The sequence below is a fragment of the Chlamydiota bacterium genome, from assembly GCA_016178055.1.
In the GTDB taxonomy this organism is placed as follows: domain Bacteria; phylum Auribacterota; class JACPWU01; order JACPWU01; family JACPWU01; genus JACOUC01.
The window spans coordinates 1-13,417 of the sequence record JACOUC010000046.1 but is presented as its reverse complement, the minus strand read 5'-3'; the positions used below and the strand labels follow the sequence as shown (position 1 = coordinate 13,417).

General features: G+C 42.3%; 10 protein-coding genes. 9 read left to right on the top strand and 1 reads right to left on the bottom strand.

Features of this window, described 5'->3' with window-relative positions:
• Nucleotides 1-83: 83 nt before the first annotated feature.
• Nucleotides 84-1,961, bottom strand: a complete 1,878-nt coding sequence (thiC, locus tag HYS07_06920) for a phosphomethylpyrimidine synthase ThiC (GenBank protein ID MBI1870906.1) — start codon at nt 1,959-1,961, stop codon at nt 84-86.
• 19 nt (nt 1,962-1,980) lie between these two features.
• Between thiC and HYS07_06915 the strand changes: the two genes are divergently transcribed.
• The 9 genes from HYS07_06915 to HYS07_06875 all read left to right on the top strand — a co-directional run bounded on the left by HYS07_06915 (nt 1,981) and on the right by HYS07_06875 (nt 13,092).
• Complete coding sequence (locus HYS07_06915) at nt 1,981-2,142, top strand: hypothetical protein (protein ID MBI1870905.1); 162 nt, start codon at nt 1,981-1,983, stop codon at nt 2,140-2,142.
• 210 nt (nt 2,143-2,352) lie between these two features.
• Nucleotides 2,353-3,264 carry a cysteine synthase gene (locus HYS07_06910; GenBank protein MBI1870904.1) on the top strand — a complete coding sequence of 304 codons (912 nt, stop codon included), beginning with the start codon at nt 2,353-2,355 and terminating at the stop codon, nt 3,262-3,264.
• 244 nt (nt 3,265-3,508) lie between these two features.
• Nucleotides 3,509-3,961, top strand: a complete 453-nt coding sequence (locus HYS07_06905) for a M67 family metallopeptidase (protein MBI1870903.1) — start codon at nt 3,509-3,511, stop codon at nt 3,959-3,961.
• A 69-nt stretch (nt 3,962-4,030) separates the two neighbouring features.
• Complete coding sequence (locus tag HYS07_06900) at nt 4,031-4,582, top strand: HEAT repeat domain-containing protein (protein MBI1870902.1); 552 nt, start codon at nt 4,031-4,033, stop codon at nt 4,580-4,582.
• Between the two features lie 1,510 nt (nt 4,583-6,092).
• On the top strand, nt 6,093-8,018 hold the full coding sequence (dnaK, locus tag HYS07_06895; protein ID MBI1870901.1) for a molecular chaperone DnaK: 1,926 nt from the start codon (nt 6,093-6,095) through the stop codon (nt 8,016-8,018).
• 33 nt (nt 8,019-8,051) lie between these two features.
• Nucleotides 8,052-8,339: a co-chaperone GroES gene (locus HYS07_06890; protein ID MBI1870900.1), complete on the top strand. Its 288-nt coding sequence runs from the start codon at nt 8,052-8,054 to the stop codon at nt 8,337-8,339.
• A 43-nt stretch (nt 8,340-8,382) separates the two neighbouring features.
• Nucleotides 8,383-10,032, top strand: a complete 1,650-nt coding sequence (gene groL / locus HYS07_06885) for a chaperonin GroEL (protein MBI1870899.1) — start codon at nt 8,383-8,385, stop codon at nt 10,030-10,032.
• 463 nt (nt 10,033-10,495) lie between these two features.
• Nucleotides 10,496-12,757, top strand: a complete 2,262-nt coding sequence (locus HYS07_06880; GenBank protein ID MBI1870898.1) for an extracellular solute-binding protein — start codon at nt 10,496-10,498, stop codon at nt 12,755-12,757.
• Between the two features lie 83 nt (nt 12,758-12,840).
• Entirely contained in the window at nt 12,841-13,092 is a 252-nt protein-coding gene (locus HYS07_06875) for a hypothetical protein (protein MBI1870897.1), read from the top strand.
• The last annotated feature ends 325 nt before the right edge of the window (nt 13,093-13,417 follow it).

Genomic DNA, 13,417 nt, shown 5'->3' with positions numbered 1-13,417 from the left:
TTCTCATATACAGAAGATTAACATATTTGATAATCTTCTGTATATATAAAAAGATATCCCAAACCTAATCAATCTATCCATTTTTACTGATAAATCTCAGCTCCCTTTTCTCTAAATTCTTCCGCCTTTTCTTTCATTCCTACTTCAAGCGCAGATTTTTCATCGAGGGCTTTTGTTGCGGCATATTGCCTCACATCCTCTGTGATTTTCATCGAGCAAAAATGAGGGCCGCACATCGAGCAAAAATGAGCTACCTTTGCATTTTCGGCAGGCAGGGTCTCGTCATGAAAAGATTTGGCTGTTTGGGGGTCGAGTGATAAATTAAACTGATCCTCCCAGCGAAATTCAAAACGGGCTTTTGAAAGAGTGTTATCCCTTCTTTGGGCACTTGGATGGCCCTTGGCCAGATCGGCCGCATGGGCTGCAATTTTATAGGCAATGACTCCCGCTTTCACATCTTCGCGGTCCGGGAGACCTAAGTGTTCTTTAGGGGTCACATAACAAAGCATGGCACAACCAAACCATCCAATCATGGCTGCCCCAATGGCAGATGTAATATGGTCATACCCTGGAGCAATATCGGTGGTTAGAGGGCCTAAGGTATAGAATGGGGCTTCATGACATTCTTCAAGCTCTTTTTCCATATTGACTTTAATGAGTTGCATCGGGACATGTCCGGGGCCTTCAATCATCGTTTGGACATCGTGTTTCCAGGCAATTTTTGTTAATTCTCCCAATGTTTTTAATTCGGCAAATTGAGCTTCGTCGTTCGCATCCCTAATGGCGCCGGGTCTCAAGCCATCTCCGAGGCTAAAAGAAACATCATAGGCCTTCATGATTTCGCAAATTTCTTCAAAATGAGTATAAAGAAAATTTTCTTTATGATGGGACAAACACCACTTTGCCATGATCGATCCACCTCGGGAGACAATCCCGGCCACTCGCTTGGCTGTGAGAGGGACGTAGGGTAAAAGAACCCCTGCATGAATGGTGAAATAATCCACCCCTTGCTCGGCCTGTTCGATTAAGGTGTCACGGTAAATTTCCCAAGTCAATTCTTCCGCTTTTCCATTAACCTTTTCAAGGGCCTGGTAAATAGGAACCGTTCCCATGGGGACGGGGGAGTTACGCAAAATCCATTCTCGGGTTTCATGAATATTTTTTCCAGTCGAAAGATCCATCACCGTATCGGATCCCCAACGAATAGACCAAATCATTTTTTCCACTTCTTCTTCGATAGAGGAGGCAATGGCAGAATTGCCAATATTGGCATTAATTTTAACGAGGAAATTTCGACCAATGATCATGGGTTCCAGTTCAGGATGATTGATATTGGCTGGGATAATAGCTCGGCCTTTTGCCACCTCATCCCGGACAAATTCGGGGGTAACGTAGCGAGGAATGCTGGCTCCAAAACTGTTTCCAGGGTGTTGGTTTGAAATTCTATTTTCGGACTTTAAGTCTTCTTGCCTTTGATTTTCTCGAATCGCAATAAACTCCATTTCAGGGGTGATGATCCCTTGACGGGCGTAATGCATTTGACTTACGTTCATTCCCTTTTTGGCTCGAAGAGGTTTTCGAACATGTTGAAAACGAAGATGAGAAAGCGTTGGATCAAGGGATCGATTACGACCATATTCTGAAGAAACTTGATGGAGTTCCTCTACATCCTTCCTTTCTAGAATCCACGTCTGCCTAAAGGGTTTTAATCCTTTCCGAATGTCGATTAAGGTTTTTGGATCCGTGTAGGGACCCGAGGTATCATAAACGGTGAAAGGCAAATTTTCTTCTATTTTCCCTTGTGAGGTTTGTGTGGGGGAGAGACTAATTTCTCTCATCGGAATTTGGATATCAAATCGAGTTCCCTGAAGATAAATCTTTTTTGAAGCGGGTAAAGGATGAGTCGTCAATTCTTTTATTGTAAAATTATTTCCATTTGAGTGAGATATATTCTTTTCCATAATTCTCCAGAATTTTTATATGTCTACAATGAATAAGAATTATGTCACTTTTTTGGGATCAGTCAATGATGATCTGATGCGTGAAATTGATAATGGAGCTTCTTTCGCAGATGTTTTGAATCGCCTTGGTGCCATTCGAAGTACCTGGCAAGAACAACTGGAGGCCAAAGCCTCTTTTTAATTTAAAATTCAAAAGTCAAAATGCAAAATGACATATTAAAATCTAAAATTTCTAATGCTGTTGCAAGGGAGATATTTTAAGTTTTACGTTGTCCGACAAGATTTTTTCCGCCTGTGGCGAGCCTCGCCTTTGGCGGGATATTTGATTTTTGGATTTTCATGGTCGTTATTCATTGTCAAACTTTAGTCCTTTATTATAAAATCGCCCCCCATGAAAAATAGGATGGATTCTAAGACAATTCTTGATTTAATCGGTAACACCCCTTTAATTCGCCTTCAGCGTTTAGGAGCTCAGTTCCCCTCTATTCAAATTGATATCAAGGCTGAATGGTTTAATCCAGGAGGGTCTGTGAAGGATCGTCCTGCCCTGAGGATGATTTTAGAGGGGGAGAAATCTGGAAAACTTAACCCCGATAAGGTCGTCTTAGACTCTTCTTCTGGAAATACGGCCATTGCTTACGCTATGATTGCTGCTTTTCGCGGTTATCAAGTTGAACTCGTCATGCCTGAAAATGTGAGTGAAGAAAGAAGGAAAATTTTGGCTGCCTATAGGGCCAACGTCATTTATTCCGATCCCCTGGAAGGTTCAGATGGTGCCATTCGAGAAGCCCATCGCCGGTTTAAGAAAAATCCGTCAAAATATTTTATGCCGGACCAATACAACAATGCTTTTAATCCTAAGGCTCATGAAGAAACGACGGCCCAGGAAATTTGGGAGCAAACTTCGGGTCAGGTGACTCATTTAGTGGCTGGCATAGGTACAGGGGGAACCGTGATGGGAACAGGACGAGGGCTCAAGGCTCACAATTCAAAGATTCAAGTCATTGCGGTTGAGCCTGCTGATGCGCTTCATGGTTTGGAGGGAATGAAGCACATGGCTTCATCGATTGTTCCCGGAATTTACAATGAAAAATTTTTGGATCAGAAAATTTCGATTGAAACTGAAGATGCTTACGAGATGACTCGGGCACTGGCTAGAGAAGAGGGAATACTTGTTGGCCAATCATCGGGTGCTGTGCTCTGCGGAATTTTAAAAGTTGCGGGTCAATTAAAGGAAGGTTTAATTGTCGGTGTTTTCCCTGATGGAGGGGATAAGTATTTAACGACGAGAGTATGGGAATAAAGATAATTCAAAATTTAAAAATCAAAATGAAAAATGACAAATTAAAATCCAAAATATATCTATGTCATAGATCATGAAATCATTTTAAATTTTAATATGTCATTTTGATTTTTATCATCATGAACTTTCAGTCCACCCAAGTGGATGAAAATTGAGTTCCTCCCCTTTGGGGTACAAAGGAGGGGAATAGCCAGTAACAACGTCTCATTTTCATGACTGGATTTAAATCATGGGCGGGGAATTTATGTTAAAACTTCAAAAAAAGGCATGCGATCAGATTTTAGCTTGCGTGAAACAATCCTACCCTTACGAATGCTGCGGAGTTTTGGTGGGGAGAATAAATGGAGAGGTGAAAGAGGCGCTTGGGGCCTATCCTATTGAGAATTTAAATAAAGAGCGAGCGGCGGACCGTTATAATATGGATCCTATTGGTTTTATGCGTGTGGAAAAAGAGATTGCCAGACAAGGTCTAGAGATGGTGGGAATCTATCACTCTCATCCCGATCACCCTGCGAAGCCTTCTCAAACTGATTTTCAGCATGCCTGGCCTGTTTATTCTTATCTCATTTTTGCAATTGCAAAGGGGACGGATATTGAGGCTAAGAATTGGTGTTTGAATGAGGATGGAAGTGCTTTTATTGAAGAGCAGTTTGAGATAAGTTCAATAACAAAAATCAAAAATCAAAATGCAAAATGACAACCTAAAATCCAAAATTTCTAATGCTATTGCAAGGGAGACATTTTAACTTTTAAGCGTGAGTGAAAAATGCGCCGTATTATCGATTTTTTTATCATTCCATTATTCATGATCTTGATCTTGGTGGTGGCCGTTATTTGGGTTCAAAAATCGTCTTTTACTCATAAAACTGCACACGATTATATTCAGGACTTAAGCTCTTCAGACGTTCAAAAACGTTGGTTCGCAGCCTATTCGCTTGGGAAGTTGACAGATCCCGAATCCGTTGGACCCCTTTTAAATGCCCTTAAAGATGATTCTAAAGAAGTAAAATGGCATGCGGCCATCGCCTTAGGAAATATTAAAGACAAGCGTAGCGTGCCGCATTTAATCAAACTTTTAAGTGATCCTAATGATGGTGTTAAAATATGTGCAGCCCAGTCATTAGGCCTTCTAGAAGATCCTCAAGCCTCGAGTGCACTTACTCTCCTACTTCATCATCCTAACCCCGTTCTTCGATCCACGGCTGCTTGGGCCCTTGAAAGATTAGGGGTCATCTATGGATTTCATCAATCTCATAACGAATTAATATTGCAAACGTATCACCAATTCCTGGAATGCTTTTTAGAATTCTACAAATAAAATCTTCCTTGATATGTTGCCGGGTCCATTGATTTGCTCTCAGAATTTCCTTGTGAAGGTGTTCTAGTATTCCTAGCCAGGACTTGAGTATTTCCGTGTCGTCTCCGGGTAAAACAACTTTAGTCAGAAGTTCCAATCCCTGCTTCCCAAAAATATCCGATAATTGGGCGAGTGTTTCTTTTTCTAAAAATACATGCTGATCCAGAAGCGCGTGAATCTTGTTTTTGATTTGTGTGCTTAGGGCTGTCAAGGCTGCTCGATATCTCAAATAACTCTTAACCTGTCTTGTCTCCTTTCCAGGAATATAAGACAAGGGTAGAAAGTTGGTTCTGATCCTTGTTCATCACTGCGCTGATACAATATCTCTTGTGGATGTCGAGTCCAACGTAGTACATAAGCGCCTCCTTTTGGTTGATGTTTTCTAACACCATTCATCATATCAGGGTGGCGCTTATTTTTTTCATGGTATCAAGTCTTTTGTTGTATGATTGCTCTCAACCGCTCCCTAATCCCTCTCACCCTTTTCTCAAATCTCCTATCTTCCTTCAACTTTTCCCTCACCTTCGAACAATACCATCCGACAACTCCATAACTATTGATGTTAAATCGTTGGGTAGTGTCAATAATTTTTCGCACATTTTCTTAGAGGCAGTTCTCTTTTTTTTGTTTTTTTGTTTTTCCTGTGGGAATGATGACTTGGCTTTTTAAGTCATCGTTAGCTGGTAGGCTGGAGGGTTACCCCACCAGCCCCCAATCGTCGCCTGACGCGTGAGACAATGACACGCATCCTTTTAAACCAAACGATTTTCTCGTAGTTAGCGACCCCGTAGAGTTGTTCTATACAGGAAAATAGAAGAGGTCATGCCTTGGCCCTTTTCATTAGGAACTCATCTTCAAATGAGAGTAACCCCATTCGATAGAAACGGCGGATACGGAAGCGTTTATTGTCCGTTCGCCACTTTCGAGCTTCTTTAAGACATCGAAGTCTCATACGCAACCATTCATCAAGAATGCGATAGAGGTTATATGCAAGATAAAAGTGAGCACCCCTAAACCGACAAAAAACTCTTTAATTTATTCTTTGATTATGCTGTCCTTCTACAAATGCGGATCACTCCAGTGCATTTGCATAATCGCGAACTTCAGTACGGGGATGAGTCCCGCACAGACAGCATTTTCAGCTGTTTAGACCTCCTTTACTTCAGAGCACACCAGAGCACACCCAACCCCTATATTTTCGCACAAGCCTGCTACATTTTTGGACAGTCTGGAAACGAGTGTGTAAAAACAAGAAAGTTAATCAATTAACTCGTCCCCTAATGTCCCAGTCCATAGAGACAATCTGTCTCTTATTTTTGCACTTTATGAGAAGTCTTTCTATATTTGATTTCCTAACTTATTTATTTAAAAGTAGATATAAAAAATATGATTCATAATAAATTTAGGCATGGCAATTGCTATATTTTGAGACGAGCTTTTTTGACTTCTTTTGGAGAAAGGATGTGAACGCATGGGTAAAGTGATTGGCATTGATTTAGGAACGACGAATTCATGTGTTGCAGTGCTTGAAGGTGGAGAGCCTGTTGTTATTGCAAATAGAGAGGGAGGAAGGACGACGCCTTCGATTGTTGGGTTTGCCAAAAGTGGAGATCGTTTGGTGGGACTCACTGCAAAGCGGCAGGCAGTCACCAATCCGCAAAACACGGTGTTTTCGATTAAAAGATTTATGGGGCGCAAGTTTTCAGAGGTTCAACAGGAAATTAAGTTGGTCCCTTATCAGGTTCAAGCTGCATCGAATAACGATGCGCATGTGAAAATAGGAGATAAGGTTTATTCGCCCCCTGAAATTTCTTCCATGATTCTTCAGAAACTCAAAGAGGATGCTGAAGCTTATTTGGGTGAAAAAGTGACTCAAGCGGTCATTACGGTTCCGGCTTATTTTAATGATAGTCAGCGTCAGGCGACCAAGGATGCGGGTAAGATTGCGGGGTTAGAGGTTCTTCGGATTATTAATGAGCCGACGTCAGCTTCTTTAGCTTATGGACTTGACAAGAAGAAAAATGAGAAGATCGCCGTTTATGATTTAGGAGGCGGTACTTTTGACATTTCCATTCTTGAAATTGGCGATGGTGTTTTTGAGGTGAAATCCACGAATGGAGATACGCATTTGGGCGGAGATGATTTTGATCAGAGAATTATGCATTGGCTTGCGGATGAATTCAAAAAAGAGAATGGTATTGATTTAAGAAATGATCCGATGGCGCTTCAGAGGCTTAAAGAGGCGGCTGAGAAGGCAAAGTGCGAGCTTTCAAGCGCCCAGGAGTCGGAGATTAATCTTCCCTTTATTACAGCGGATGCTTCAGGTCCGAAGCATTTGACAGTGAAATTAACACGCTCAAAGTTGGAGCAGCTGGTAGGTGATTTGGTCCAGAGAACGGTGGGCCCTGTGACACAGGCTATGAAAGATGCCAAGCTCGCTACATCGGAGATTGACGAAGTCATTTTGGTCGGTGGACAGACGCGAATGCCAAAGGTTCAGCAGATTGTGAAAGAGTTTTTTGAGAAGGAGCCTCATAAAGGGGTGAATCCGGATGAAGTGGTGGCTGTAGGTGCGGCCATTCAGGCGGGGGTTCTCAAGGGCGAGGTGACGGATGTTTTGCTTTTGGATGTGACCCCTCTTTCTCTCGGGATTGAAACCTTGGGAGGAGTTGCCACTAAATTGATTGAGCGAAACACGACGGTTCCCACAAAGAAAAGTGAAATCTTTAGTACGGCTTCGGATTCTCAAACGAGTGTTGAGATTCATGTTCTTCAAGGTGAACGGCAAATGGCCAAGGATAATAAAACCATTGGGAGATTTCAGTTGGTGGGTGTTCCTCCGGCTCCCAGAGGAGTTCCTCAAATCGAAGTGACGTTTGACATCGATGCGAATGGAATTCTGCATGTTTCGGCCAAAGATTTAGGGACTGGAAAAGAGCAGAAGATTAAGATTCAGGCCTCGAGTGGTCTCACCGAATCTGAAATTCAGAATATGGTGAAAGATGCTGAGAAATTTGCAGACGAGGATAGGAAAAAAAGAGAGGTGATCGAGTCTCGTAATAAGGCAGATAATACCGTTTATCAAAGTGAAAAGTTTTTGACTGAACAGAAAGACAAGATCAGTGAGCCTCATCGAGAACGTTTAGAGGGGGCGATTAAGAAAGTTAAAGAAGTTTTAAGTTCTGAAGATAAAACGGTTATCGACGAGCGAAGTGAAGAGTTGATCAAGGTGTGGCAGGAGATTTCAGGAGAGCTTTATCAGAAGGCATCTGCTTCTCAAGAAAGTCAAGGTCATCAAGCCTCAGAAAAGGCTGGGAAAAAAGAAAACCAGCCTGAAGACGTGATTGATGCAGACTATGAAGTGGTGGATGAAAAGGGAAAAAAGAAAGATCAATAACGAGTCAATAATAATGATGAAAGGAGTCCAATAATGAAGGTAAAACCTTTAGCAGATCGAATCCTTGTGAAGAGGGTTGAGGAAAAAGAGGTTAAAAAGGGAGGAATTATTATTCCTGATACAGCCAAGGAAAAGCCCATGGAAGCGGAAGTGGTTTCCCTCGGGCATGGCAAGGTTTCGGATGAAGGAAAGACCATCCCATTTCAAGTGAAGGAAGGGGATAAGGTTTTGATTGGTAAATATTCTGGAACCGAAGTGAAGGTGGGCGATGAAGAGTATCTCATTTTGAGAGAGGATGAAGTTTTGGCGGTCGTGAAATAAGTAAGTGATCATAGGACTTAATATAAATTAAGGAGAAAAGGAAATGGCTAAACAAATACGATTCAGCGGAGATGCACGGCAGTCCATCCTTCGCGGTGTGGAACAATTAAGCAAGGCTGTCAAGGTCACATTGGGTCCTAAGGGACGCAATGTTGTTCTCGATAAAAAGTTCGGATCACCTACCATTACTAAAGATGGTGTGACCGTAGCAAAAGAGATTGAACTGAAAGACCCTTACGAAAATATGGGTGCTCAAATGGTTCGCGAAGTAGCCAGCAAGACCAGTGATGTTGCGGGTGATGGAACGACCACAGCGACTGTTTTGGCTGAGGCGATTTATCGTGAAGGATTAAAGAACGTGACAGCAGGCGCCAATCCCATGCTGATTAAGAGGGGAATTGAAAAGTCTGTTGAAGTCATTGTCCAGGAACTGAAGAAGATGAGTAAGAGCGTCAAGGACAAGAAAGAAATTGCGCAGGTTGCCACTATTTCTGCCAACAATGACACCACCATTGGTGATATTATTGCAGAGGCGATGGAAAAAGTTGGTAAGGATGGGACGATCACAGTCGAAGAGGCCAAGAGTATGGAAACCCATCTGGATGTGGTGGAAGGAATGCAGTTTGACAAGGGTTATCTTTCCCCCTATTTCATTACCGATGCAGAGAGAATGGAATGTATTTTGGAAGATTGTTATATTCTTATCCATGAGAAGAAAATTTCTAATCTCAAGGATATGCTTCCTCTCTTGGAAAAAGTTGCAAGGACGGGTAAGCCCTTCCTGATCATCGCAGAGGATGTTGAGGGTGAGGCCTTGGCAACCTTGGTCGTTAACAAAATTCGTGGAACATTCACCTGTGTTGCGGTGAAGGCTCCTGGTTTTGGCGATCGCAGAAAGGCGATGATGGATGATATTGCCATTCTAACCGGTGGACGATGCATTTCTGAGGATCTTGGAATTAAGCTTGAGAATATTCAGCTTCAAGATCTTGGAAAGGCAAAAAGAATCGCCATCGATAAAGACAACACCACCATCGTGGAAGGGGCGGGAAGTTCTTCAGCCATCCAGGCGAGGGTTTCCCAGATCCGTAAACAGATCGATGAAACGACCTCTGATTATGACAAAGAGAAGCTGCAAGAGCGTCTTGCGAAGCTGGCAGGCGGTGTGGCTGTGATCAATGTGGGAGCAGCCACTGAGACCGAAATGAAGGAAAAGAAGGCCCGTGTAGAAGATGCGCTCCATGCCACTCGTGCAGCAGTCGAAGAAGGAATTGTGATCGGGGGAGGTGCAGCTCTTTTAAGATGTGCATTGAAACTGGCTGAGCTCAAACTTCAAGATGCGGATGAGCAAATTGGGGTTGGTATTATCAAAAGGTCAATCGAAGAACCTTTGCGTCAGCTCGCAAATAACGCGGGTATGGAAGGTTCTGTTGTTGTTGAACGCGTTAAGAATGAAAAGAAGAACATTGGTTTTAACGCATTGACATTAGAGTATGAAGATATGTTTGAAGCCGGTATTGCGGATCCAACGAAAGTGACCCGCAGTGCTCTTCAGAATGCATCCAGTATTGCTTCTCTTCTTCTGACCACTGAAGCGATGGTCACAGAAATTCCAGAAGAGGAAAAGGCTTCCGGAATGCCTCGCGGCGGTATGGGTGGAATGGGCGGTATGGGTGGAGGAATGGATTACTAAGCCATTCTTGTTTTAAAGGAAAGAGGGATCTCCTGTTAAAAGGAGGTCCCTTTTTTGTTGCCTCTTTATTGTCCTTGAAATGATGGCAACGCATTTTAAAACTGCCTCCTTTGATAAGTTCGGCACAGGTGTTCGAGCTTCCACAGACGAGCGTTGAGAAATGATTGGGACGAATCAAATATTTTGTGGTGAGGACAGCTTTAAATTTCACATCTTTTATAGCGTGACAAAGTGCCTCAGAAAGGTTTAAGATAACGCTTTCAAAAATTAAGCCCGGATTTCTCATCAGATTTCTTGAGCTCGACCGTCAAGTCCGCTTTGGATGCTAGGAAGACGACCGAGGCCGTGTGAGGCGTACTCAACAGTACGTTGAGCAGGGCCGACCGAGTCTGACGACGCAGACGAGGCGGAATTGGCGCTCTGAGTAGAAATGTGATGAGAAATTCGGGCTAGGGGGGGCTTCATGCGTCGGTTTTCACTTCTGTTTTTTTTCTTCTTTCTCTTAACATGGATAGGGGACACTCGACCTTTGTTTGCAAAGGTTGAAGAGCTTGAAGTCTGGGCCATGGGGGAAGAAGGTCAAAAGATTGGACCCTTAGCTAAAGTCTTTGAAGAAAAGTATCCAGGCGTTAAAATGATTGTTCAAGCGATTCCCTGGGGGGCTGCTCATGAGAAGTTAATTACAGCGGTTGCGGGTGAATCAACCCCCGATGTTTGTCAGTTGGGAAGCACATGGGTTTCAGAATTTGAAGCCATGAAAGTACTTCTTCCTCTCGATTCCTTTTTGGAAAAATCCTCTCTCAAAGCGGATCAATTTTTTGAAAGTGCATGGAAGGTTAATTTTATCCAATCCAATCTCTATGGAATCCCTTGGTATGTTGATACGAGGGTTTTATTTTATCGAAAAGATCTCCTGGCCAAGGTAGGTTTTAACCATGCCCCCACGACGTGGGACGAGCTTCTAGAGGTCTGCCGTAAACTTGCAAAAGATATCGATGGAGATGGGAAAAAAGATAGTTATGGGATTAGCCTTCCCTTGCGTGATTGGCAGCAGATTTCGGCATTTGTTTGGCAGAATGGTGGAAAAATTCTTTCTGAAGATGGGACGACCTCACAGGTCAATGATCCTCGTGTAATCGAGGCCTTTCAATTTTATCAACGTTTTTTTGAAGAGGGGCTGGCTCCTCGAGAATTAGCCGCGGGGACAGATATTTTTAATGCTTTCGATAAGGGTTTTTTACCCATGTTTATCAGTGGGCCATGGATGTTGAGGCAAGTTCATGATCAAGTTCCTCATTTAGATGGAAAGTGGGCGGTTGCAACCTTGCCTCGTAAGGAAAGAATGACATCCTTTGTTGGAGGTTCAAGTCTGGTCATTTTTAAGAATACGCGTCATCCCGAATTAGCTTGGAAATGGATTGAGTTTTTGAATCAGCCTGAAATCCAAGTGAAATGGTATCAAATAACAGAGGATTTACCCTCGACCCAGGCGGCATGGAGGGATCCCTATTTTAAAGATTTGGAAATGGTCAGGGTTTTTGGGGAACAGCTCAAAGATACTGAAAGTCCTCCCTCGATTCCAGAGTGGGAAGAGATTGCAGGAGTTATTGATCATGGAATGGAACAGGTGATTTTTGGAGCGGGCACCGTTAAAGAGTGTTTGGAAAAAGTATCCAATCAAATTAATAAAATTTTAACCCATCAGCATCCTATTCAAAGCCCGCTTTTTAAGGGGACTATCATAGGTCTTTTTATAGGACTTGTCGGATTTTTTCTTGTTCTTTATTTTGTTTCTTCAAAGCAAAAATCAAGCCATGATTTGGGGGCCATTGATTTTTCAGGCCGTCTCAAGCGCTATGTAAAGTCCTATGCGTTTATTTTGCCCAGTTTAACTATTTTTATTGTTTTCCTTTTTGCTCCAGCAGGGATGTCCTTTTTAATGAGCTTTACCAATTGGGATATTCGCTCGATTGTTAACCTCCATCAAGTTTCGTTTGTAGGATTAGACAATTTTAAAAATCTTCTGATGAATAAAATTTTCCTTCATGCCTTATGGAACACCTTTGTTTTTGTCCTTGTAGGTGGTGCTTTAACGACGGGAACAGCTCTTTTCCTCGCCATTCTTTTGAACAGTGCAGTGGTCAGATTTAGGACTTTTTTTAGAGTCGGTTTTTTTACTCCAGTCGTGACGACCATGGTAGCGGTTGCGGTTGTTTGGAGATGGCTCTATAATGCAAGGTTTGGCCTCATTAATTGGTTCTTAGGCCTCATTGGGATTGAAGGGAAGAATTGGCTTGGGGATGTGACGTGGGCAATGCCCGCCTTAATTTTGATGGCCCTATGGAAAAATTTTGGATATTACATGGTCATTTTTCTTGCGGGTTTACAGGGCATCCCTCCTCACTTGTATGAAGCTTCCAATATTGATGGGGCCAATCGAATCCAAGCGTTTTTTTATATTACCATTCCTCTTTTAAAACCCACTCTTTTTTTTATTAGTATCATGGTCAGTATTGGTTATTTTCAGTTTTTTGCAGAGCCTTATATCATGACCGATGGAGGTCCCTTAGACAGCACAACTTCTGTGGTCTTGATGATGTATAAAGAGGGATTTAAATATTTTCATATGGGCTATGCCTCAGCCATTGCCTATATTCTCTTTATCGTAATTGCGGCCTTTTCGTGGATACAATTTAGACTGAATCGCCAAAATGTGGAATATTAATCCCTCACCAGAGAGCCGACTCCTGGCTCGGCAAGATTTTACAAACTTCTCAACTTTGTGTGCTGTTTTTTATGAAGGAAGAGATGAATAAACTACCTTCTAGTCTGAAAAAATATTTTTGGGATGTCAATTTTACAGAACTAAAACCGCAGAATAGGCCTGTCTACATTATAAAGCGGATTTTGGAATATGGAGATAAAGTTGCAGTTGAGTGGATGTTTAAGAATTTTAAAGAATCAGAGATAAAAAATACCTTGTGTGATTTTCGCGGGTATTCTCAAAAAAGCGCTAATTATTGGGCGTTGATACTTAATATCAACTTAGATCCTGCGTGATTTAATCAGCATTTAGCTTGAATAATACCATTCCGACGTATTTTTAGCAACTTGTCTTACTTGCGCGAAAACCGTCCATAATGTACGCTTTTTGCGTATGGCCTATGGTGCTCAAAAAGTACAGATAAAATTCAATTCCAATCGCCTCACTCATTTTGGCGGCGTCTATCTTTTCCACCTATTCTTAAAACAGATTGGATGGCGTCACCTGATTGGGCGTACGCTCAAATTTGAGCAGCGCAATTCTCTGTATACGATTTCTGAACAAATATTTTCTCTGCTCTATCCAATCATCCTTGGCTTAAGCCGTATCGAGATTTCCAAG